The organism is Labrenzia sp. THAF191a (assembly GCF_009363335.1).
Taxonomy (GTDB): Bacteria; Pseudomonadota; Alphaproteobacteria; order Rhizobiales; family Stappiaceae; genus Roseibium; species Roseibium algicola.
Window position 1 is genome coordinate 3,773,352 of record NZ_CP045333.1, and the last position, 23,118, is coordinate 3,796,469.

Annotated in this window: 20 protein-coding genes; 8 read left to right on the forward strand and 12 right to left on the reverse strand. The window is 59.2% G+C overall.

The features are described from left to right. Window position 1: 1 nt before the first annotated feature. The 3 genes from FIV05_RS17335 to FIV05_RS17345 form a co-directional block, all read right to left on the reverse strand. Window positions 2–1,828, reverse strand: coding sequence for an adenylate/guanylate cyclase domain-containing protein (locus FIV05_RS17335; protein ID WP_209009688.1), 1,827 nt, complete (start codon window positions 1,826–1,828; stop codon window positions 2–4). Window positions 1,829–1,944: 116 nt separating this feature from the next. Further along, window positions 1,945–3,759, reverse strand: a complete 1,815-nt coding sequence (locus FIV05_RS17340) for an adenylate/guanylate cyclase domain-containing protein (RefSeq protein WP_152510428.1) — start codon at window positions 3,757–3,759, stop codon at window positions 1,945–1,947. A 172-nt stretch (window positions 3,760–3,931) separates the two neighbouring features. Beyond that, window positions 3,932–5,470: a SulP family inorganic anion transporter gene (locus FIV05_RS17345; RefSeq protein ID WP_152511966.1), complete on the reverse strand. Its 1,539-nt coding sequence runs from the start codon at window positions 5,468–5,470 to the stop codon at window positions 3,932–3,934. A 471-nt stretch (window positions 5,471–5,941) separates the two neighbouring features. On the opposite strand from FIV05_RS17345, the gene FIV05_RS17350 reads away from it, so the two are divergent. The 3 genes from FIV05_RS17350 to FIV05_RS17360 all read left to right on the forward strand — a co-directional run bounded on the left by FIV05_RS17350 (window position 5,942) and on the right by FIV05_RS17360 (window position 8,331). Beyond that, window positions 5,942–6,610 carry an ABC transporter substrate-binding protein gene (locus FIV05_RS17350; RefSeq protein ID WP_209009689.1) on the forward strand — a complete coding sequence of 223 codons (669 nt, stop codon included), beginning with the start codon at window positions 5,942–5,944 and terminating at the stop codon, window positions 6,608–6,610. A gap of 237 nt (window positions 6,611–6,847) precedes the next feature. Further along, entirely contained in the window at window positions 6,848–7,591 is a 744-nt protein-coding gene (locus tag FIV05_RS17355) for a transporter substrate-binding domain-containing protein (protein ID WP_152510430.1), read from the forward strand. Window positions 7,592–7,638: 47 nt separating this feature from the next. Further along, entirely contained in the window at window positions 7,639–8,331 is a 693-nt protein-coding gene (locus FIV05_RS17360) for a transporter substrate-binding domain-containing protein (protein ID WP_152510431.1), read from the forward strand. Between the two features lie 23 nt (window positions 8,332–8,354). Here the strand turns inward: FIV05_RS17360 and FIV05_RS17365 are convergent, their stop codons facing one another. After that, entirely contained in the window at window positions 8,355–10,139 is a 1,785-nt protein-coding gene (locus tag FIV05_RS17365; RefSeq protein WP_152510432.1) for an SPFH domain-containing protein, read from the reverse strand. Between the two features lie 179 nt (window positions 10,140–10,318). Between FIV05_RS17365 and FIV05_RS17370 the strand changes: the two genes are divergently transcribed. Beyond that, window positions 10,319–11,497, forward strand: coding sequence for an aminotransferase (locus tag FIV05_RS17370; RefSeq protein ID WP_152510433.1), 1,179 nt, complete (start codon window positions 10,319–10,321; stop codon window positions 11,495–11,497). 35 nt (window positions 11,498–11,532) lie between these two features. Continuing rightward, a complete protein-coding gene (locus tag FIV05_RS17375; protein ID WP_152510434.1) occupies window positions 11,533–12,561 on the forward strand; it encodes an asparaginase in 1,029 nt (342 codons plus the stop codon). A 115-nt stretch (window positions 12,562–12,676) separates the two neighbouring features. Here FIV05_RS17375 and FIV05_RS17380 read toward each other — a convergent pair whose 3' ends face one another. Beyond that, window positions 12,677–13,093 carry a GNAT family N-acetyltransferase gene (locus FIV05_RS17380; RefSeq protein ID WP_209009690.1) on the reverse strand — a complete coding sequence of 139 codons (417 nt, stop codon included), beginning with the start codon at window positions 13,091–13,093 and terminating at the stop codon, window positions 12,677–12,679. A gap of 45 nt (window positions 13,094–13,138) precedes the next feature. Here FIV05_RS17380 and FIV05_RS17385 point away from each other — a divergent pair, with 45 nt between their 5' ends. Continuing rightward, on the forward strand, window positions 13,139–13,939 hold the full coding sequence (locus FIV05_RS17385; RefSeq protein ID WP_023000954.1) for an arginine deiminase-related protein: 801 nt from the start codon (window positions 13,139–13,141) through the stop codon (window positions 13,937–13,939). A gap of 243 nt (window positions 13,940–14,182) precedes the next feature. On the opposite strand, the gene FIV05_RS17390 is transcribed toward FIV05_RS17385, so the two are convergent. Beyond that, window positions 14,183–15,553, reverse strand: a complete 1,371-nt coding sequence (locus FIV05_RS17390; protein ID WP_209009691.1) for a TIGR03808 family TAT-translocated repetitive protein — start codon at window positions 15,551–15,553, stop codon at window positions 14,183–14,185. Between the two features lie 199 nt (window positions 15,554–15,752). Continuing rightward, window positions 15,753–16,226 carry a YHS domain-containing (seleno)protein gene (locus tag FIV05_RS17395; protein ID WP_023000956.1) on the reverse strand — a complete coding sequence of 158 codons (474 nt, stop codon included), beginning with the start codon at window positions 16,224–16,226 and terminating at the stop codon, window positions 15,753–15,755. Window positions 16,227–16,429: 203 nt separating this feature from the next. On the opposite strand from FIV05_RS17395, the gene FIV05_RS17400 reads away from it, so the two are divergent. Further along, window positions 16,430–17,008, forward strand: coding sequence for a TetR/AcrR family transcriptional regulator (locus tag FIV05_RS17400; protein ID WP_152510435.1), 579 nt, complete (start codon window positions 16,430–16,432; stop codon window positions 17,006–17,008). 236 nt (window positions 17,009–17,244) lie between these two features. On the opposite strand, the gene FIV05_RS17405 is transcribed toward FIV05_RS17400, so the two are convergent. Both FIV05_RS17405 and meaB read right to left on the reverse strand, forming a co-directional pair. Then, complete coding sequence (locus FIV05_RS17405) at window positions 17,245–17,856, reverse strand: peptidase C15 (RefSeq protein ID WP_152510436.1); 612 nt, start codon at window positions 17,854–17,856, stop codon at window positions 17,245–17,247. Further along, entirely contained in the window at window positions 17,853–18,851 is a 999-nt protein-coding gene (gene meaB, locus FIV05_RS17410) for a methylmalonyl Co-A mutase-associated GTPase MeaB (RefSeq protein WP_152510437.1), read from the reverse strand. The genes FIV05_RS17405 and meaB overlap by 4 nt, the downstream gene beginning before the upstream one ends. A 176-nt stretch (window positions 18,852–19,027) precedes the next feature. Here meaB and FIV05_RS17415 point away from each other — a divergent pair, with 176 nt between their 5' ends. Then, window positions 19,028–20,065 (forward strand): phytanoyl-CoA dioxygenase family protein, encoded by a 1,038-nt coding sequence (locus FIV05_RS17415; protein ID WP_152510438.1) that lies wholly within the window; start codon window positions 19,028–19,030, stop codon window positions 20,063–20,065. A gap of 220 nt (window positions 20,066–20,285) precedes the next feature. On the opposite strand, the gene FIV05_RS17420 is transcribed toward FIV05_RS17415, so the two are convergent. The 3 genes from FIV05_RS17420 to FIV05_RS17430 all read right to left on the reverse strand — a co-directional run bounded on the left by FIV05_RS17420 (window position 20,286) and on the right by FIV05_RS17430 (window position 23,114). Beyond that, the gene (locus FIV05_RS17420) at window positions 20,286–20,876 is read right to left on the reverse strand and encodes a DUF1131 family protein (RefSeq protein ID WP_023000961.1); all 591 of its coding nucleotides are present in this window, start codon (window positions 20,874–20,876) and stop codon (window positions 20,286–20,288) included. A gap of 164 nt (window positions 20,877–21,040) precedes the next feature. After that, window positions 21,041–21,622 carry a TIGR00730 family Rossman fold protein gene (locus FIV05_RS17425; protein ID WP_152510439.1) on the reverse strand — a complete coding sequence of 194 codons (582 nt, stop codon included), beginning with the start codon at window positions 21,620–21,622 and terminating at the stop codon, window positions 21,041–21,043. A gap of 103 nt (window positions 21,623–21,725) precedes the next feature. Next, window positions 21,726–23,114, reverse strand: a complete 1,389-nt coding sequence (locus FIV05_RS17430) for a dipeptidase (protein WP_152510440.1) — start codon at window positions 23,112–23,114, stop codon at window positions 21,726–21,728. Window positions 23,115–23,118: the final 4 nt, after the last annotated feature.

A 23,118-nucleotide genomic window follows, 5' to 3' on the forward strand; every position in this document is an offset into this window, starting at 1 on the left:
GTCAATCGATCAGCCGGACAACCTCCAGGGGCTCAACTCTGCCTTTTACCTGATGCTGGCCGATGGACCGGTACTCAACGGTGTTGCCAAGGCGCTTGGCGATCTCGCTGGAGACGAGGATCACCACATCGGAACTGCCGTCGATCTCCTTGCCGAGGCTCTCCAGCCGGGAAGCGGCGTTTACCGTGTCGCCGATGACGGTGTAGTTGACCCGCTCCGGTGCGCCGATGTCGCCAACGACAAGCGGTCCCATGTGAAGGCCGATGCGAATACGCACCGGGGCTTCACCGCGGACAACGCGTGCAGTGTTGTCCGCCCGGATGGCACGTGCCATGCCGATTGCCGCACGGGCCGCAGGCTCTGCCGGATTTTCCAGCCGTTCCGGAGCACCCCAGAATGCCATGACACTGTCGCCGATGTATTTGTCGATGGTGCCGCCTTCCTTTGTGATCTCGGCGCCGAGCAGGGACAGGTGATGATTGACGAAGGCTGCTGTTTCGGTTGCCGTCATGCCTTCGGAGGCGGATGTAAAGCCGGCAATGTCGGTGAACATAACCGCGACTTCACGTTCTTCCGGCGGTGCATACGCCCGGCCTTCACGCAGGAGTTTCCTGACCAGTGTTTTGGGTACGTACCGGCTGAAAGCGGTCAGGCCGCTGACCATGGAATTGAACCCGTTGGCGAGATCATCAAGTTCGCGCACGAAGCTGCCGGGCAGGTGCTCGGCGGAATCCAGTTCAAGATCCGCAACGGCCCTTGCCCCAAGTGCCGCCCGGCGGATCGGCTGGCCGATGCGGTGGGCAAGAAAACCGGCGCCGATCAGCGACAGACCGAGAAGGGCGATGCCGATCAGTATCGCATCGCTCAATTGCTCAAGCGGCTGCTCAAGAACCTCTGCCGGAAAATGGGCGCCAATGGCAATCGGCAACCCCGTCGGGCCGAGGTCCGGGCTTTGGAGGACGACAAACCGCTTGTTGCCAAGGGCGTCATAGCCGGCACGCATTTCGTGTCCCTGGCGGATCCCGTAGCCTGATGCATCGACTGTTTCGGTCGATTTGAGGGTTTGCAAAAAAGTGTCCGGGACGTTCTCGAGTTCAATCAGCGGACTTGTCGGCGACAGAAGGTTGAAGACCTCCGACAACGCAGGATGAGCAATCAGACCGTAGGTCTGCGGGTTGATCATGAACACCTGAACCAGGCCGGTGGAGATGTCGCTTGTGACTTCCGACAAGCGCTCCATGGACATGGCCATCAGGACGAGGCCTTCGTATTCACTGCCGTCAGGGCCTTCGGACAGGATCGGTTGAACGTGAGCGATATAGGTGTGCTGGCGCTGAGGGTAAAAAGCCGGCCCAGACCAGAAAGGGGCTGTCTTGTCCCTTGATGACGAAATCAGACCCGCAAGGGCATGCGTTTCGTCCGTCTTCGGCACGAATTGCGGTACCAGAATTCCGTCTGCACGGCCCCGGTCGACCTGGATGAAATTGCCGTTCCTGTCGGCGACGATGACAAAGGACACATGCTCCATGGCCGACAGCGCACCGAACATGTAGTCGGCGACTTCCTGAGGACGGCGCAACAGGATGCTGCCGGTGGAAAGCGCTGCCGCGGTAAAGGAGCTTGCTTCCTCGACGGCTTCTATCTGGGCGGAAAAGGCCTGCTCCAGCGAGTGCATGCCCGAGTTGATCAGCGAGCCGCCCAGGTTGCGCACGACCTTTTCCGACGTGGCCGCCTGAACGATCAGGACAAGCGCTGCGGTGACGAAGACAAAACCACCGATGACCGTCGTGAGCGTCGGCGTGATGTGAAGGCGCCTGTTAAAGGGCAAGTGCTTGGCCTGCGTGCTGAATTTCGACGCAATACCCATACCCTGATAACGTGGCGAGGCAAAGCACGGGTGACCGGATGAAACCGTGAGGATTGCAATGGATGATCGGCTCGGAGCTAGCCACGCAGCCGAACGACCTCGACCGCTGCCGATTTACCCTTGACCTTGTGCAGTCCGATGGCTTCTTGCTCGATGCTGCTGTCGAGACGTTTGGCGATCTCGCTGGAGACGAGAATCACAATATCGGCGTCGCCGTCGATCTCCTTGCCGAGGCTCTCCAGCCGGGAAGCGGCGTTTACCGTGTCGCCGATGACCGTGTAGTTGACCCGCTCCGGTGCGCCGATGTCGCCGACGACGAGGGGGCCCATGTGAAGGCCGATGCGAATACGCACAGGCGCTTCACCGCGGGCAACGCGTGCCGTGTTGTCTGCCCGGATGGCACGGGCCATGCCGATTGCCGCACGGGCCGCAGGTTCTGCCGGGTTTTCCAGCCGTTCCGGAGCACCCCAGAATGCCATGACACTGTCGCCGATGTATTTGTCGATGGTGCCGCCTTCCTTTGTGATCTCGGCGCCGAGCAGGGACAGGTGATGATTGACGAAGGCTGCTGTTTCGGTTGCCGTCATGCCTTCGGAGGCGGAGGTAAAGCCGGCAATGTCGGTGAACAGCACTGCAACCTCCCTTTCTTCCGGCGGGGCATCCGCCCGGCCTTCGCTCAGAAGTTTCCTGACAAGTGTGCCTGGAACGTAGCGATTGAAGGCTTTCAAGCCGCCTAACATGGCATTGAAGCCCTTGGACAGGTCGTCCAGTTCCCGGATGATGCTGGAAGGCAGCGGGGCTACGGTCGAAAAGTTCAGGCCCGCCACTTCTCTTGCCGCGACCGAAGCACGTTGCACCGGTCTTGCAATCCGTCTCGCGAGCAAAACCGCGCCAAGCAGGGACAGGATGAGCAGTCCGCCGCCAACAAGTAGCGCCATCAGCAGTTGTTTCAGCGGCTGGTCAAGGTACTCGGCAGGAAAGTGAACACCGATCCTGACCGGAAGACCCAGAAGGTTTTCGTTCTTCTGCTCCAGGATCACGAACCGTTCGGCGCCGTCAGAGGCAGCGCCGGAATAGACTGCCAGCTTCTCGGAAATATCGAAGGACTCATTCTTGACCCTGGGCATGTCCTTGAAGCCGGCCAGAAAGGCATCGGGCAAACGATCGACATTCAGAAGGGGCATTTCTGCTGTCAGGTCATCGAAGGATTTGTGAAGGTCGGGATGGGCGACGATTTCGTCTGATCCCTCTTTCATGAGAAAGACGGTTATGTCGTCTGTCGAAACGTGCCAGGTGATCTCGGACATTCTGTCGAGCGACATGCCGATCATCAGGCTGCCACGGTAGGTCTTGCCCTCGTGCAGCGGGCGTACAAAGACGTAATAGGTGTGCTCGCGGTTCGGCATGTAGAACGGCTCGCTCCAGAAAGCGCCAGACCGGTTTTTCGCGCGTTCCGCCAGGGGAACCAGGATCGGAATATCCTTCGCCAGATTGACGTTGCCGCCCAGCAGCTTGCCGTCCGCATCGCCCCTGTCGACATCAACACCTTCGCCATTTTCGTCTACCAGAACCAGAAAGGAGACCTGCTCCATCGGGGCGAGTGCGCCGTATAGGTAAGACAGGATGAGATCGGGATCATCGACCGGCAGTTCCTTGCGCTCATAGGTCAGTCGAGTGAATTCGGCGGTTTCGGTGATGGCATGAAGCTGCTCGACAAACGCTGTTTCGGCCGCATCCATGCCGATATCGACCAACTCACCGCCCATTCTTCTGACGACTTCCGAAGAAGTGACGGCCTGGATGAAGAGGATCGCAGCCGCGGTCACCAGCACGAAACTGCCGATGACGGAGGCAAGGGTCGGCGTGATGAAGAGTTTCCTGCGTGCTGGCACCGTGACGTCCCGATTGTGAGCTGTGTCGTCGTAAGCCGTTATCTCTTTCAAATTACGCCGCGCGTAGCAATCGGGGAACTGCACCGGAAGCTTGAAACCTGTTTCAGATACAAAAAGACCCGCACGGGGAAACCGTGCGGGTCTTGGTTCGTCGCGCTTGGAAAAGCGTGCGTCAGGAGGTCTTTTCTGCCCGGTCGAACGTGTGACCGTAGTCCACGGCAATCTCGTAATCCGGATCTTCTAGGACCGAGACTTCGACAAGATCGCCAGCCTTGGCCAGCAGCTTCTTGCAGTCCGGCGACAGGTGGCGCAGGTGCAGACGCTTGCCAGCAGCAAGGTATTTCGAGGCGAGGGCGTCAATTGCTTCCAGACCGGAATGATCGACCACGCGGCTGTCGATGAAGTCGACGACAACGTCCTCGGGATCGTTCAACGGATCGAAGAGGTCGGCAAAGCCTGTGGTGGAGCCGAAGAACAGCGGGCCGGTCAGGCGATAGACCTTCCAGCCCTCCTTGCTGGTGCCGATACGGGCACGGATCCGGCTGGCTGCATTCCAGGCGTAAGCAAGCGCGGAGATGATCACACCGACCACGACAGCGACCGCGAGGTCCGAATAAACGGTGACGCAGGTGACGATGACCATCACAAGCGCGTCGATCGGCGGGATCTTGTGCATGATCTTCAGGCTGGTCCACGCGAAGGTGCCGATGACCACCATGAACATTACGCCGACCAGAGCTGCGACCGGGATCCGTTCGATCAAGGGCGAAGCGATGACGATGAAGGACAGCAGGAAAAGAGCTGCGGCAATGCCGGAAATCCGGGTTCGTGCACCGGATTTCACGTTGATCATGGACTGGCCGATCATGGCGCAGCCACCCATACCACCGAAAAAGCCGGTCACGACGTTCGCCGTGCCCTGTGCAAGGCATTCCTTGGACGCGCCGCCCTTGGTGCCCGTCAGGTCAGCCACGAGGTTCAACGTCAGCAGGGATTCAATGAGGCCGATGGCTGCCAGGATCACGGCATAAGGCAGGATGATCTGCAATGTGTCGAGCGTCAGCGGCACCATGGGAATGTGGAAATCCGGCAGGCCGCCGGCGATCGACGCGAGATCGCCAACCGAGCGGGTGTCGAGGTTGAAGCCGAGCACGAGCGCGGAGACAACCAGAATGCCTGCAAGCGGCGCGGGGAAAGACGAGGTGATCTTGGGCAGGAACCAGATAACAGCCATGGTGAGGGCTATCAGGCCGAGCATCAGATACAGCTGGGAGCCTTCCATCCATGTCAGTCCGCCAGCGCCATCTGGAACCTTGAACTGGCCAAGCTGTGCAAGGAAGATCACGATCGCAAGGCCGTTGACGAAACCAAGCATGACCGGATGGGGCACCATGCGGATGAACTTGCCCCACTTCAGCACGCCCACCACGATCTGGATGAGGCCCATCAGCACGACGGTGGCAAAGAGGTATTCCACCCCGTGCAGGCTGACGAGGGAAACCATCACCACGGCCAGTGCGCCGGTCGCGCCGGAAATCATGCCGGGACGGCCGCCGATACAGGCCGTAATCAGACCGACAAAGAATGCTGCATAGAGACCTACCAGCGGATTGACGCCGGCAACAAAGGCAAAGGCCACGGCTTCGGGAACGAGCGCCAGGGCAACTGTAAGCCCGGCCAGAAGTTCGGTTTTGATGCGGGACGCATCCATTTTCAAAGGTTGTTCAGGCGCAACGGCCTCCGCGCGTGCTGACACGGGCTGCTCCGGATATTTGGTGTGGTTTTTTAGGTCAGCGCCAATCCCTGCCCGGATTTCCACTTTTGACCTGGATCAAGTTGCCACCTTCTAATCGATTTTTTGCAACGCAGCAAGGCAGGCCGGGCAGGAGCAGCCATGCGTTGACCGGGGTTCTTCCTTGATAAAGGTTCGGCGCTTGCCAGTTGAGGTAGTAAAGCACGTGTATGTCAGAAATTTTCCGTTAAGGAAGATGGGCTGGTTCTTGCTGGATACAATTTACGATATTGCAATAATACGAGCGATAATATTTGATGAAATTGGGTAACAACTTTAATTCTCTGATTATTTGGGGTTGTTGTTGTGTCAATTTCTCGTATCTGTTGCGTTGCTTTTTCCTTTTTGCTTGCGGTGTCAGCAGGCATCGCACGCGCGGACGAGATGATCATGGCCACAGATGACTGGCCGCCCTTCCGGATTACGGAGGGAGATACCTTCATCGGGCTGGATCTGGACCTGATGGACGAAGTTGCCAGGCGCACAGAAGCCGAACTCCGGATCGCCAAACTGCCCTGGGGGCGGGCGCTCACCGAGATGCAAGGGGGCGGCGTCGATGTCATGACCGGGCTGGCTTTCCGTCCGGACCGGGCGGAATACATCGCCTATACCGATACGCCTTATTTCAAATGCACGACCGCCTTCTACACCATCAAGGGACAGGCCGACAAAATCCGGAGCTACGAAGACCTGGCGCCACACCAGGTCGGCTACGTGTTGCATTCGGCCTACTTCGAAAGGTTCGACCAGGATACGTCATTGGACAAGGTTGGCGTTGCTCAGGAGCAGATCCTGATCGACATGCTGATGAAGGGGCGTTTCGGTATCATGATCGGTACGGATTGCCAGGTGGACTACCTGATCAAACGTCAGGGGTTCGCCGACAAGATTGAAAAGGCGCCGTATAATCCTGGAAACTCGGTCGACCTGTATCTCGGTGTTTCCAAGAAATCGGGTTGGGCGGCAAAGCTTGATGAATTGAACCGTGTCATCAAGGAGCTAGTCGACGAAGGCTTCATCGACAAGATTGCAGAGGACTATTACGGCTCGCACTCCTGACGTTGCCAAATCTTTCGATCCTTGAAGTCTTTTCCTGACTGGCAGAAGGAGAGACAAGTAAGCGCACGTTATTGGTTATTCTCGATAGATTGTACAACCGCATTGCAATCAGCTTCGAAAGTCTGCAAATTGTCCCGTAGGGTTATTGCTCTAGATACCGGACTGCGGAGGACGTGGCCGCAGCTGAACGGCTTGTTGTGAACGAAATTGTCGTGCAGGCAGCTTAAGGAGGGCGGAATGCATCGGCTCATTTTTTGCGCCATGCTGAGCGTTCTTCTTCTGATGTCCGGCGCCCGGGCACAGGACGTTCTCAAGCTGTCCGGTTTCGAAGCCCCCAACCTGACCCCCGTCGCCGAGAGTATTCTAAGTCAGGCCTATGGGGAGATAGGCATCCGCATCCAAACGGTTATCACCAGCCCTCGCAGGGCACTGCTGGATGCAGCTTCCGGCAAGACCGACGGTGAACTGGTGCGGATCAGAACCATAGAAGCCGATCATCGCAGCCTGTTGCGTGTCGATGTTCCGATTATCCTGGCTCGGACCTTCGCCTATACGAACAAGCCTCAGCTTCGCGGCAAGTCCTTCAAGCAGCTCCGGCACTTGCGGGTCGGCCATGTAGCGGGCGCACGGTTCGCCGCTGAACTGGCAGAGGGGTTTGCCGAGGTATGGACCGCAGATACGCCCGAACAATTGTTCGAGATGCTCCAGCGGGACCGGATCGACCTTGTCATTGCCGGGGAGGGCACGGGGCGGCGCATCATCCGCGACCGCAAGCTGGTGGGTGTCTTCCCGTTGCGACCGTCTTTGCAGGAGGTCGCATTCTATCATTATCTGCATGAAAAACATGCTGATCTGGTGCCCAGGATCGAAGCAGTTCTGAAAAGAATGCTGGCGGTGCCGGTGGGTGAGGAAACCGACGGTGTCGGTGAGACGACACCGGAGAAAGATGGACACGTTCTGCACAAGACCGGCTTGAGCTGAAGGTTTTACGCAGGCTGCACGGCCGACGAGACGCTGCGAGGAACACTATGTGCACGAAGAGGCTCATCTGCTTGCTGGCCGGGTTACTGCTGGCTACTGCCGCTTCCGCAAGCGAGAGAATTGTGCTGTCCGGGTTTGAGGCTCCCGGTTTGACCCCGGTGGCGGTCGGTTATCTGCAGAAAGCCTATTCGAGCCTTGGGATCGAACTGGAGATTGTCGAAAACACGCCAAGCAGGGCACTGGTGGAATCCACCTCCGGCAAAACCGATGGCGAAGTGATCCGGATCGGCTCTGTGGGTGACCGTTATCCCACCCTCGTCAGGGTGGATGTGCCGCTGCTTTCTGTTGTGGCCTATGGCTACACCAACCGCGCAGACCTGAAGGACAGATCCCTGGAGGATCTTAAATCCCTGCGGGCAGGGCATGTGCGCGGGGCTGTCTTTGGCGAAATGGCGGCTAGCGGATTTGCAGAAGTCTGGTCGGCTGAAGAACCGGAGCAGCTGTTTCTCATGCTGAAACAGAAGCGGCTTGATCTGGTTTTCGTCCGCGAGTTGAGGGCGAAGGAGATGATAGAGAGGTTCGGTCTTGAGGATGCTTTTTCCCTCCCGTCCAGCCGCAAGGAATATGCCTTCTATCATTACCTTCACGAGCGGCACCGGGATCTGGTGCCACAAGTGGAGGAGGCCTTGCGCGCCGTCCTGAGTGACGAGCACAAGGATACCGGGGATGGCCCGAGCTAGGCGGGCCAATCCGCTGATCCGGACTACTGCCCGCCGGATGTACGGCTAGTTGCCGGTTGCTGGGCCTGTCCCAGGCTTGCACCGAGAAGGGCGGCCGCACCGGCAAAGCCGCTGTCTCCACCGACAACTGTATTGGGAACAAGCTTGCCGACGAGGCCGACCAGCTCCGGTTTGCGTTCCAGCGAGGTCAGCAGTTTCTCCAGCGCCTGCAGCAGAGCTACGCGGTCCTGGCCGAGAACGTCGACCTGCGCTCTCTGTCCTCGGGCAAGTTCCTCCAGATACTGGCGCTCGGCACGGCCGAGGGCCGCGCGTTCCTGTTCGCGCTGATTGGCCACCTGCACGGCTATCTGGGCTTCCACGAGACGGGGCTGTTCGTCCGCCGTGGAGCGTGCCTGTTCCGTTTCGATGCGTTTTTGCTGTGCATCCGTTTCACGTTCGTAGGCGGTGGAAAGCTGATCGGCCAGTTGCACGCGCAGGCGGGAGACCAGCAGTTCCGGCGGGATGGCCGGTTCGCCCAGACGGATCTCGCGGATGTCGACGCCGGCCTTGTTGCCTTCGATCTTGATCTGCTGCTCGATGGTCTGTTCCAGGGCATCGCGGTTTTCGATGAGATCGAGAACCTTTGTCGGGCGCACGGTGTAGGTCGCAGGCTGCACCGGCGTTCCGTCGGCATTCTTGTCCTGCACGCGGATCGAGGCACCGGCGACGTTCCTCACGATCGAGCGGATGGCCGGTGTCAGGATGCGGTTTTCAATCTCCTCCAGTCCGCCGACGGAGCCGACGACCACGGGTGCATTGTCAGGATCGACCTGAACGAGGGCGCGCAGTTCCAGGGGAATGTCCCAGCCTTCCACCTTGACGTAGACCGCCCGGTCGGCAGCGTCGCTGGGGATCTCTTCCTGAACGGAGCGTTCGTTCTGCTGGATATTGCCCTGTTGATCTACCGAGAGATCGATGATGCGTTTTACGTAGCCGCCCTTGTATTCCCAGGTCTGGACGCGGGTATCGACCAGCGTGACTTCATAGGCCTGCCGATTGAGGTAATAGGCCCCGGGGAAGAGCGGGTCTTTCCAGATGCCGACGCAGCCCCTGGGCACCAGGGGAACGGTAAGCGCCTCGCGGGAAACAGAGGAGGCAGAGACTTCTTCCTCGATGCAATTGATGCCGGGCTGACTGACATTGGACTTGACCACACCCACGTGCCCGGCGGGGATGATCGTCGCGTTGGTATTCTCATCGAGGCGAATGTCGAAGAGATACCGGTTCAGACGGTATTGCCCGGGCTTCAGCACCGTTTCCTGAGGGCCGCGCAGACCGCCCTTCGTCAGGAAGCTGTCGGCCTTCAGCATGTCGCCGACATCTGCATCTGCAATTGCCGGTGCCATGAACATGCCGGAGGGCATGGCGTCGCCGTCGAGTGCGGTCAGCTGGCCATAATAGCCTTCGGGAATGGTGACGACGTCCCATTCCTCGAAATCGTAGAGCACCCGGACAAGCGGAATGAAATGAAAGCCGGGCCCGAGGATCTGGGCCTGCGGGCCTTTTTCGCCGTCCAGGGCAATGATGCGGCCCTCAGGCAACTCCTCGAACGCATAGATCCTCTTCAGGTGACCAACACTGTTGGCATCCACCAAGATGAAGGAAGAGGACAGGAGCATGAAGCCGCCGATCAGCACCAGAATGACGCCCATGAACCGGCTCGAAAAAATTTGAACCAGCCTGTGACCGCCGGCTGGAACTCCGGCTCGTCGAAGAATGATGCTGGCTCCCAGAAGGATCGCCACAATTCCAATAATAACGCCGAGCATCACGTTTCCTCCGCCAAGGTTCCGATGCGGAACCTATCTGACTGCGGGTCATGGACTGAGTCAACGACACTCATGTGACACGTGGTGGTCGAACTGCGCCTGTGCCTCGATCAAATGAAAAAGCTCGACGGCAAACGCGGGTAGGATTAGAACCGGCGAAAAGACGCTCGGGAGGAACCATGAAGCCGACCAATCCGGTCTTCACCGGCATTGCCACCACCGTGTTCGAGACCATGTCGCGCTTGGCTATGGCGCATGGGGCCGTGAACCTCGGACAAGGGTTTCCAGATGTCGACGGGCCGGTGGATATCCGGCAGGCGGCGGCTGATGCGTTATTGCAGGGGCCGAACCAATATCCGCCCATGCTTGGCATACCGGACCTTCGCCAGGCCGTTGCCGAGGCCAATCGCCGTTTCTACGGTCTCGAGGTCGATCCGCAAACCGAAGTGATGGTGACTTCCGGTGCGACCGAGGCATTGGCGGATTGCATTTTCGCGTTGGTCTCGCCGGGTGACGAGGTCGTGCTGATCGAACCGCTCTACGATTGCTACCTGCCGCTGGTGAAGCAGGCCGGCGGCATTCCCGTGCGCGTCCGGGTGACCCCGCCCAACTGGTCGCTGGATGCTGAAGCTCTCAAGACAGCCTTCTCCGACAAGACCAAGGCAGTTCTCATCAACAACCCGATGAACCCGACGGCCAAGGTGTTTTCAGACGAAGAGCTTGAGTTGGTCGCCTCTCTCTGCCGCCAGCATGATGCCTATGCGATCTGTGACGAAGTCTACGAGCACCTCGTCTTTGACGGTCATCGGCACACACCGCTGATGGCGCTGGACGGCATGCGCGAGCGCACGGTGCGGATCGGCTCTGCGGGCAAGACCTTCTCGCTCACCGGCTGGAAGGTCGGCTATGTCACCGGGCCTGCCGCGCTGATGGATCCGATTGCCAAGGCGCACCAGTGGGTGACCTTCACGACACCGCCACATCTGCAAAAGGCTGTTGCCTATGGCCTGCGTAAGGACGACAGCTACTACGATGGCCTGTCGCAAGACCTTGCCACAAAGCGCGACCGCATGGCGGCAGGCCTTGCCGCCCTCGGCTTTTCCGTTCTGCCTTGCAATGCAACCTACTTCCTGACTTGCGGGTTCGAGGGGCTGGGGCTTGGACGGACCGACGTCGAGGCGTGTGAAACCCTGGTCACAGCCGCCGGCGTTGCGGCAGTTCCCGTGTCTGCCTTCTATGGATCGGATGCGCCTGAAGGCTACATTCGCTTCTGCTTCTGCAAGCAGGATGCCGTGATCGACGAAGCGCTCGCCCGTCTTTCCGCATTTTTGACTGCGGCCCGGGCCGAATCCGCTTAGCCTGATAGTGTGAAACCTTGGAAATGAGAAACTTCATGGACAATCCGGCTCTGGTCGACGTCACCCGCGGCACCGTGATCGAAAGCCTGCATCGGGGCAGCATTGCGATCGTCGATAGCGCCGGAAAGCTGGTTTTCGGTATCGGCAACGTGGAAGCCCGGGTGTTTCCGCGCTCCGCCATCAAGGCACTTCAGGCATTGCCCCTGGTTGAATCGGGAGCGGCGGAAGCGCTCGACTATTCAGATGCCGAACTGGCACTTGCCTGTGCGTCCCATAACGGCGAGGAAGTTCACGCAAATTCGGCAAGGGTCATGCTGATGAAGGCAGGCCTTGCCGAAGACAATCTCGAGTGCGGCCCGCAATGGCCCCAGCGGATGGAAGATGCAGCCAAACTTATCCTGGCTGATGAATCGCCCTGCGGCCTGCACAACAACTGCTCAGGCAAACATGCCGGTTTCCTTGGCCTGGCCAAGGTGATGGGTGTCGAGACACGCGGCTATGTAAACGCGGAACACCCTGTGCAACGTGAAGTTCGCAACGTGATGGAGCAGATGACCGGCGACACTCTGTCCGAGGATGTCTGCGGAACAGACGGCTGTTCAATCCCGACCTACGCTTCACCATTGCGCAGCTTCGCGCGCGCCTTTGCCGCCTTCGGAACCGGTGAGGGGATGGAGCCGCTTCGGGCAGAGGCTGCGGAACGGCTGTTTGATGCGTGCATCAACGAACCTTACATGGTTGCCGGGACAGGCCGTTTCTGCACCAGGGTGATGGAAGCTTTCCGTGGCCGAGTGTTCGTCAAGACCGGAGCCGAAGGTGTCTTCTGCGCTTCCATTCCCGAGCTTGGTTTCGGTGTCGCGCTGAAATGCGACGACGGAGCAACCCGGGCGTCCGAAGTGATGATGGCAACCGTTCTGGAAGCGATGCTGGAGCTGAACGATGATGAGGCAGCTCTGCTTGACGGACTGGTGAACCCGCCGATCCTGACCCGGGTCGGTATCCAGGCCGGACACATCAAGCCGCGCGAAGAGTTCCTGACCGAGTTGAAAGCAGCGCTGCCTTAACAAGCCGGCGCACTCTCAGGCTTCATTCCTGGCTCTCACTTGTTTCCTTCTAGTTTCAGATGCCGCTTTTTCGGCTCTTGAGGCAGAGGCGTGTGACGAGCGCTTATGATCTGGCTCAAAGATCTTTTTTCATCAGCACCTTGTTGCCGGTTCTTTCCATTTCACTCCAACCCAGGTGTGCGTAAAGAGCAACGTTCTCAGGCATGGCGAAATGGGTTGCCAGATGTATCTCGGTGGCTCCGCTCTCACTGGCAAGGACCTCGACGGCTTCCATCAACAGACGCCCGATGCCCATGCCCCTGATATCCGGATCGACGGCTATGTTCATGAGATGAGCACTTTGGCTGTGGAGACCCAGGATTGCGCAGCCGACGATACGGCCATCCGTTTCAGCGACGAAGACCTGGTTTTGCTCGATGTCTTCCTTCAGGCCGGAGGAGACGTCCGGCAGGTCCGGCAAGGTTGATTTTACCGGTGCATAGGCCCTGTCGATGCATGTTTTCAGGGCCGGGACATCTTGCAATTTTGCCATGCGGATGGCTGGTTGAGCGCTTGGTTCTGTCACAGGAGTTGTCTCATGGCACATCGTCCCGATTTGTCTTTCCGTTTCACCCACGCGATCACGCGCACGCCCGCCGACAGCGTGGCCGACGGCATCCGGGCAGTGGACACGGGCAACCCGAGTGGCGAAAAATTCAGGGCAGAACATGAGCGTTATGTCTCGGCCTTGCAAGAAGCCGGCTTGACGGTTGACGTTCTGCCGCAGCTTGAAACCTACCCGGACAGTTGTTTTGTCGAGGATCCTGCCTTCTGCCTGCCTGAAGGCGCCATCCAGCTTCGGCCGGGCACGGCCAGCCGTGAAGGCGAAGGCGCGGAGATCCGTGCGGCGCTGGAAAGCCGGTTCGGCAAGGTTGTCGATCTGCCGGGGAACGGTCATGTCGACGGCGGCGACGTCCTGATGCTCGACGACGTCATCCTGATCGGCCTGTCCGCCCGCACCGACCGGGAGGGCGCCGATGCCTTTGCCGGATTGCTGGGCGAGTGGGGCTACAAGGCCGAAGTCTGCGAGACGCCCGATGGCGTGCTGCATTTCAAGACGGCCTGTTCCACACTTGGCGATGGCGTCATCCTGGCGACCAAGGTCATGGCAGACAGCGGCTTTTTCGGTGACCGGGAAATTGTGGTCGTTCCCGAAGGGGAAGACTACGCCGCCAATGTGATCCGTGTGAATGATGTCGTGATGGTGCCGGAAGGCTATCCGAAGACATTGGCAGCCATCGAGGCGGCCGGTTTCACGACCGTCGTCCTGCCGACCCACGAAGCCCGCAAGGTCGATGGCGGCCTGTCGTGCCTGTCACTGCGGTTTGCGCTGGATTGATCTCTCTGGAGCTTTGCAGTTCTTAAACCTGTTCGTCTCGACCCTGGGAATGCGCGGAAGTGCGTTCTAGGGATGAGTTTGCCGAGAAGCATCAGGTTTTCGAACTCCTTGATCATGCCATGGCTCACCATGGAAACCACGCCGTTCCGTTTCCGCTCGTAGGGTTTTTATCTGAGGCATGGAGAAAGCAGTCTACACTTTGTCTCAGAGGATGAGCGCGTTTGTGCCGGGCGGTCGGGTCAGTCAGGCCGCTATCTGGTTGCCGTGAACGGTGAGATTGTCGAATTCCGAAACATTGTTCAATTCACCGGTCGCTTTTTCGAGCCAGCGGTAGCCGTTGATCGCGCCCTGTTGCGAGCCCTGGACGATGTTGTTGGTGATGACGGCAGCGCCCGCGCCATCAACCACGGTTACGGCAATACCGGTGCCGCAGTCCCGAACAACGTTCTGGGAGGCTGCGATGTTGCGCATATAGGGGCCCCAACCGAGCATCAGACCGAATTTCGGTGCGCCCTCAACCACATTGCCGGTCAATGTCGTATCCGCTTCAACGGCGATGCCGATGCCGAAGCCGGCCACTTCCGGCGGGTAGGGGCCTTCCTTCTTGATGTTGCGGATCAGATTGCCGGAGCAGACCGCCATACGGCCGCCATCCATGAAGTTGGCGATGGATATGCCGATCGTGCCGCCATCAACGATATTGTTGGCAATGACCGCTCCCTGGAAACCGAATTCGGAATAAATCGCCGTTTCTCCGGAGCGCAGGCAGGAATTACCGATGATCTGGACGTTGGAACCTGCATTGGAGCGGATTGCGGAGAAGGCGCAATCCGCCACGCGGTTGTTGGAAACCATGACGCCATGAGCGCGGAAAACATTGATGCCGTTGCCGAACTGGCCGGTGCCGCCGTAGCGGGCGCCGATACGTTCCACCCGGTTGCCGGAAACGATGGTTCCGTCTTCGCCTTCGCGCCAGCGGTGCACCCAGATGCCGCCGTTGGCGCAGTCGGTTATCGTGTTGCCGGTGATGGCAAGGCCGTTGGCCTCGTTCGAGCGCAGTCCCGCTTCCGCGGCACCGGAGATCCGGCAATTTTCGACCCGGCCTGAACAACGGTCCAGCAACAGTCCCATCTTGGAAGAACCGGTGATCTCGCAATTGTCCAGCGTGACGTTCTTGACGTTGATGAAATGCAGCAGGCCCTCGGTGAAATCGCCGATCGATCGATTGGCGCCATCGAAGGAAATCCCGGTCAGGCCGACATTGGCGACATTCTCGGCACGGATCAGCTGACCACCGCCGCCCTGGTAGACGAGCCGTGTTCTGCCGGGAACGCCGACAATCAATGTGCCGGAGGGAAGACGCAGATTGGCGACCGGATAGGTGCCGGCAGGCAGGAACAGCGCGCGGCCACGCTCAACGGCACGGTTGACGGCATTCTGGAATTGAGCGGTCTGGTCATCTGCCGCGTTGGGCAGAAGACCAAGATCTTCGGAATCGATAGAACCGCGCAGGTCGGCAACCTTCATCTGGGCCGTGGCGACTGTCCCGGAAAGACACAATGCTGTCCCGGCAAGAAACGCGCGTCGGTTCAGTTTTGAAAGATTACGTGTCATCGATCCGGCCAATTGCTTTCCGACGTCCCGGATTGGGATCCGCCTCAAGTGTCTGTGGCTGAAATCGCAAGAGCCGTGCCGGATTGGCATTTTCGAGACCGTACGCTGTAACCGGCGGAAAAAAAGAGACCGGCCAGGCACATGGCCTGGCCGGTCAGGTAACCGGTCTACAGGGGCAGAAGAGACCGGTCAGAGGCGATTAGAGGCTGCTCGGGTCAACGCTTTCCAGACCAACCCAGTTTTCGTCAGCCTTGGAAATGAAGCCCGGTACGTCCTTGTTCCAACGTTCCTGGATCGACGGTGCGAGGTTCAGGTAAAGCTTGTTGTCAACGATCTTCCACAGGTCCGGGTCACCATCGACCTTCACGCCCATGGCAGCACCGAAGGCGCAGAAACCGCCGTATTGCGGAAGATATTTTTCCGGGTTCTGCTTGAAGAGATCGCGGTTCTCTTCAGACGCGAAACGGTAGGTGGCGCCGTTGTGAACTTCGGTAATGGCAATGTCGCCGTCCTGCGGAGCGCCATTGACGAAATAGGAAACCGGATCGACACCGCGCAGGGCCAGGCCGGTGATGGTGGCGTTGACGTCAAAACCGGCACCGAAAGCGCTGGAGACAAGCCCGGTGACAACGACCAGGGCGGCAACTGAGCCGCGAATGAGGTTTGCAAACATCTGGAGACACTCCCAAGGGGTTGAATTGGTCCGGCAAAGACGTGTTCAAGTGATCTTGAAATAGGAACCGATTGGTTCCTAATCGGTCGCACTTGACCAACCCTGCCGGTGGTTCCTAAATAGAGTTAGGAACCGAATGGTACAAAACACAAGCGCGTGACATACGGTTGAGTTTTTTGTGAAGTGGCTTGACGGGAGATCGCATGGCAAGACCTCGGGAATTCGACGCTGATGAGGCATTGGAAAAAGCCATGGAGCTGTTCTGGGATGTTGGCTATGACGAAGCCTCGCTGTCCGAACTGCTCGATGCCATGGCCATTACCAAGGGTTCTTTCTACAAGGCGTTCCAGGACAAGCAGTCGGTCTATCTGGCGGCACTCGACAGGTACAACGATCAGGTTGTCAGCAACACGGTCGCTTTTCTTGGTGACCCTTCGGAAGGGGCAGGACGGGACCGGATACTTGCCCTGTTCGGCCGCATTGCCGACCTCGCCCAGAAAGATGGAGACAGGCTCGGTTGCTTTCTGTGCAATGCCCTGGTCGACAAGGCGGGGGGCGCAGAGGCAGAGGCAAGGCTGCAGGCGATGACAAGGCGTCTGGAAAACGGTTTTTACCGCGCGCTTCAGGACGATGGGCTTGAGGGCGCAGAAGCTCGCGGCACCGCGCGCGGCGTACTGACAGCCTATTTCGGCTTGCGGGTTCTCGGCCGGGCGGGTTTGTCCGCCGACATGGCGGCCGACTGCATCCGCCAGGTCGAGAGACTGCTTGGCCGTGTGCATTGAGACAGGGGCAGGAGCAAGTGGTTTATTGAGGCTCGGGGACTTTGAAGCCGCGAAATACTGAATTCCCGATAACCCAGTACCACCTCAACCCGAGGAAGCACGAAGTGCTGTCTCGAAGGATGGGCGACACATTCGGGAGCAAGCGGCCCATCCTTCGAGACGGGCTTTCAGCCCTCCTCAGCATGAGGGAGATGGGTTGAGGGGAAAGTCTTCAGGAGAGTGTCCCGAGCCTCGCCCTATCGCAGGCGCCTTGCCAGTTCCCGCAGAATGCGGACCGCGGCTTCCTCGATGACAGGGTAGGTCGGTCTCGTGTCGCGCGGACCTTTCGGCAAAGCCGGAACGTGAACGAAGATGCTGGCAATGCCCGAGCCGATGGAATCCCACAAGGTGGCATTGCAGAGATAGGTTCCGGCGTTGGTGGAAAGCTGTGCGGGCGCACCTGCGGCAAGCGCAGCATCGCGCAGGGCCCTGGCAGGCAGGGTTGAGCTTCGCGCGCGCTCTTGAGAGATTGCCAGTTCCGGCTTGACCGGTGCTTTGCCCAATGCATCCGGACGCACGCGTACGGCCTTGTTGACGGCTCTTGTTTCAATATTGATCGTTCGCCGGGTCCCGTCGACGCCGAAGTGCACGATGGCGTCCGGCGAAAGGGTGGTGCGGAGCCGGTCTGTGACATCTTCACGCCCTGCCCAGGTTGTCGGCAGGACATGGAAGACGAAGTCGACACCTGACTGATGCGCGCCCATGCGTTTGGCGAGCCGTCTCATGAGGCGCTCCGTCGGATTGACGGGTGCCCCCGGGAACGGTGAAAAACCGGTCACCAGAACGGTCTTGCGTCCTGAAGTGTTCATTCGCCAAGCCCCATCAAGGTCGCTAATTCGTCTACCGCGAGCGAGACAGCGGTCTTGCCGCCGCGCACTTCCTCTTCCAGGGATTTGAGGCGGTCGGCGGTTCGCGTGTTCGATGTCAGGGCTTCCATCATGCGCTGCTGAAGCATGTCCCACATCCAGGCGACTTGTTGTCCGCTGCGTTTTTGATGCCATTCACCGCTGGCCTGCATGCGCTCGCGAAACACCGTGATCTGCTCCCACAGGTGATCCAGCCCTTCGTTGGCGAGGCCAGACACCGTGATGACAGGCGGTGTCCATGTGGGCGACTTGGGAGCAAGAATATGCAGCGCTGCGCGATAGTCCGAGGCAGCGGTACGGGCACGGGTAGCGCCGTCGCCGTCGGCCTTGTTGACGGCGATCATGTCGGCGATCTCAAGAACGCCCTTCTTGATGCCCTGAAGCTCGTCACCGGCGCCAGGCAGCATCAGGACCAGGAAGAAGTCGACCATGTCGGCAACCGTGGTTTCCGATTGCCCGATGCCGACGGTTTCAACCAGGATCACGTCGTACCCGGCGGCCTCGCACAACAGCATGGTCTCGCGCGTCTTCGCGGCAACCCCGCCAAGCGTGCCGGCGGAAGGCGAAGGGCGGATGAAGGCCTTCGGATCCACCGCAAGCTGGGCCATTCGTGTCTTGTCACCCAGGATCGACCCACCGGTACGGGTGGATGACGGATCGACCGCCAGAACGGCGACCTTGTGCCCGGCGGCAGTCAGGTTGGATCCCAGCGTGTCGATAGTCGTGGACTTGCCGACACCTGGCACGCCGGTGATGCCGACCCTGAGGGCCTTGCCTGTGAGAGGCAGCAGTTCCTGGATCAGATGCTGGGCAAGGCGGCGATGCTCGTGCTTGCGCGATTCCACGAGCGTGATGGCGCGGGCAAGCGCAGCGCGCTGTCCGGCTTTCAGACCGTCCGCCAGCTTCGCGGGGTCGAGATTTCGTGCCGTTGTCATCATGCCTCAAGGTGTTAGCGCAGGATTCGGCAAAGGTCACTGCCGCCAAAGGGTGAAGACGCTTTCGCGATGGGTTCTGACGGCGCAAAACAGCGCCGAAATGGATGGAAACATTGAAACCCGCAGGCAAAAACGTGTTAGATACACGCCACTTCGATGAAATTCATTTTTGGTGCTGCATGACACCCTTGTCCTATCTGAAAGCCCCGTTCTGGGTTCTGGGTCTCGCCGGAACCGACAAGTCTCCGCGCAAGAATCCGCTTCTGGGAAGCGAGAGGCTGAATACCTGGGGCCTGCACAAGAAAAGAGTGCAGCTTGCTGCCGATCTTGCAGCCCGCAGACGCGCGAAGCTGGCCCATCTGGTTGAACGGGACCAGCAGGCTTTCTTCGATGAGAACGGCTATTTCCTGGTCAAGAACTTCCTGCCGGAAGAAACTTTCCGCCAGCTCAAGGAAGAAGTGTTCAACCAGCCGTTCGAATCGCGGGAGATGCGCCAGGGGCAGGCGGTGACGCGGATGACATTGCTGCCGCCGGAGGTGTTGCGCAAAAACGCTGCGTTGGCTCAGGCGGTGCGTGATCCGCGTGCGATCAACATGATCCGCTATGCCGCCTCGCAGGGTGGACAGCCTCTCAATTTCATTCAGACGGTCCTGGTAGAACCGTTGAAGGTGAAGAAAAAAGATCCGCAGTCCGATGCTCACGCCGATACGTTCCACGCGACGTCCAAGGCCTGGCTGTTCCTGCAGGACGTCGGTGAGGACGACGGGCCCTTCTTCTTCGTGCCGGGTTCACACAAACTCACGAAGGAGCGGCTGGAATGGGAGTATGAATGCTCCCTGAGCGCAGCCAAGGACCTGAGGTCCCACCATGCCAGCGGGTCTTTCCGGATCAAGGCGGATGAGCTTGCCTCCCTTGGCCTGCCGCAACCCAAGAAGATGGCGGTGCCGGAAAACACGTTGATCGTGGCCGATACCTTTGCCTTTCACGGCCGTACGCCGTCCGACAAACCGACAGTCCGTTCGGAAATCCACTGGCACATGCGCCGCAATCCGTTCCTGCCGTGGACCGGCGGCGACCTCAAATCCATGCCGGGTTTGAAGGATCGCGGCATGCCGGTTTTGATGGATCTTGCGGATGTGGCTGAAAAGACGCTGAAGCAGCGCAACGTGTGGCGCAAGGTGGGCGAAGTCATGGTGCGCTCGCAGCCGCACGTGTGAGGGCTGAGGTGTCTTCTGATTTCTTCGTTTCAAAGATCCGATAGTCAATTGTTCCCATCAAACCTCATCCTGAGGAGGACCATCAGGTCCGTCTCGAAGGATGCGACACTTGCTCAAGAGTGTGCCGCCCATCCTTCGAGACAGCGCTTTCGCGCTTCCTCAGGATGAGGGGGAAATTGGGGGTGTTCTGTCGGAATGAACCTGGCCGGCCGCGTAACCGTCAGCTCTTCGGTGTCCAGAGAATCCGCTGGAGCTGTGCATCGAACAGGTCGTTTTCGGCCGGAAGGCGGTCGAACGGGCCGTCGTAGCCCGGGATCGCGTAGACCAGTTCCACATTCGGATGACCATCGGAATGGCAGATCGCCATGCCACGCCACAGGTTCTGGCCGACGCGGCAGTCGGCGCGTGAGGAGCCGATTTCGGAAAAGGTCATGCCGATCCGTTCGCCGTTCGGGCCCTGCAGGTGGTGTGTCACACCGTGGACGGTGCGGACCTTGCCGTTCTGACCCTTGAACACCTGCAGCACCTGAAAGCCGTCACTGTTGAAAGCTGCAAGCGCCCACTCGGTGGAGTTTTCGTTGGCGGTTTGAATGCCTTCGGTGGTGAAGCCGGGCAGGGCTGCCTCAATGGCTTTCTGGCCGTATTGGGTTTCACCGGTAATGCCGCCGACATGATCTTCAGCGATTTGCACCAGCGTGATGTTGGATGTCCGCACCAGGCGCCCGGATGTGCCGTCCAGATCCGCCGTCGGTGCGCAGGCCGCTCCCGTAAGTGCGAAAAGGCAGGCAAAACCGATAGCAGTTAGACGCATGATGATACTCGGGCTGATTGGGCTGCGCCGAATTGCGCAGAAGCGATACGGGATTTACCAAGTAACGTCTTGTTTGCAAAGAGAGCGATGCCCCCTGTGGACAGTTCCCGAAGCTTGCAGGCAACTGCCGCAGGGGCATCAAGGCTTGCGTTTCAGCGTACTGGTCAGGTCTCGTCCCGATTGATCCATTTGGGTGCGGAAGGGGGCGTATAGTTTTCGAACTGGCGGATCATATCCAGCGGAGAACTGGCGATCTGCGCCATGTCGCGCATCACCTCTTTGGTGAAACCCTGGTCTGTCTGGTGATCGAGGAAGGCGATCAGGTGATCGTAATAGCCTTCGGCATTGAGGAAACCGCAGGGCTTCTTGTGATAACCGAGCTGGCCCCAGGTCCAGACTTCGAAAATTTCTTCGAGCGTACCAACGCCGCCCGGAAGGGCTATGAAGGCGTCGGACAAGTCTGCCATCATCGCCTTGCGCTCATGCATGGAATCCACGAGATGCAGTTCGCTCAATCCTTCGTGGCCGATTTCCTTGTCCTGAAGAGATCGCGGCAGCACACCGATCACCTTGCCGCCGGCTTCAAGTGCCGCGTCGGCAACGGTGCCCATCAGGCCGACCTTGGCGCCGCCATAGACAAGCGTGTAGCCCTCTTCGGCGATGACGCGTCCCGTTTCGCGCGCAATATCCGCATATGCCTCGAGAGCGCCGTAGCTGGAGCCACAAAAGACGCAAATGGATTTCATGTCTGTTCTCCGGTCGCTGAGGTGGCAGGCTCTGCCCTCAGGCATGTTGATCGTGTTCGATCCATGACACGCGGGCCCGTGGGCCCGCGTGTCATCTTCAAGGTCAGTCTTTGGCCAACTCGTCCAGAACCCGGGCCCAGGAACGGATGCCCTTGTGGAAGCTGGTCAGGTTGTATTTTTCGTTCGGCGAATGGATCTGGTCATCTTCCAGACCAAAGCCGATCATCAGGGAATCCATACCCAGCATGCGCTTGAAATCACCCACGATCGGGATCGAACCGCCCATGCCGGTCAGCGCAGCATCCTTGCCCCATTCCGCCTTGAGGGCTGTCTTGCCCTTTTCCAGCGCAGGCATCGCAAAGTCGAGCCTGAGGGCAGGGCTGCCTTCCTTGGCAATGAAATCCACCGTGCAGTCTGCCGGGATCTTCGAGCGCACGTAGGCGCGGAAAGCTTCCTGGACCTTGTCCGGGTCCTGATCGCCGACAAGGCGGAAGGTGAACTTGGCATGTGCTTCGGCCGGGATCACCGTCTTGGAACCGGCACCCTGGTAACCGCCCCACATTCCGTTCACTTCAACGGTCGGGCGGGTCCAGAGGTGTTCAAGCGGCATGCGGTCCTTTTCACCGCGCGGATATTTCAGGCCGACATCTCCGAGGAATTCCTCGACCGAGAAACCGAGTTCGTCCCACATCTTGGTGACTTCTTCCGGCATGTCGATGACGCCGTCGTAGAAGCCGGGCAGGGTCACCTTGCCGTTTTCATCGTGCAGGCCGGCAATGATCGAGGCGACGATGTGGTTCGGGTTTTGAGCCGAGCCACCATAGGAGCCGGAATGCAGGTCGCGGCTGGCTGCCTTGACGATGATCTCGTCGCCGACCATGCCGCGCAGCATGATGGAAATAGCCGGTGTTTCAGCGTCCCACATGCCGGTGTCGCACACGAGCGCGAGATCGCAGGACAGTTCGTCCTTGTTGGCTTCCAGGAACGGATGAAGCGACGGAGAACCAGACTCTTCCTCACCTTCGAACAGGATCGACACGTCGATCGGCAGGTCGCCGGTTTCTTCGAGATAGGCGCGGGCCGCTTCGACGAAGGTCATCAGCTGGCCCTTGTCGTCGGCGGAACCGCGAGCAACGATGATCTTGCTGCCGTCCGGCTTTGTCTCGATGGCCGGGTCGAACGGGTCGCGCTTCCACAGGTTCAGCGGATCGACCGGCTGAACGTCGTAGTGGCCGTAGAAAAGGACATGCGGTCCCGGCTTGCCGGACTTGCGATGACCGACAACCATCGGATGGCCGGTCGTGTCGCGTACCGATGCCTCAATGCCGATGTCGTTCAGTTCTCTTGCCAGCCATTCAGCTGCCTCACGGCACGGAGCCTTGAACGCAGGGTCGGTGGAAATGCTCTTGATCTTGAGGAGGTCGAACAGTCGGTCGAGGCTGTTGTCGAGATTGGCATCGATGCGCGCCAAGACCTTGTCGATGGAACTCATGACG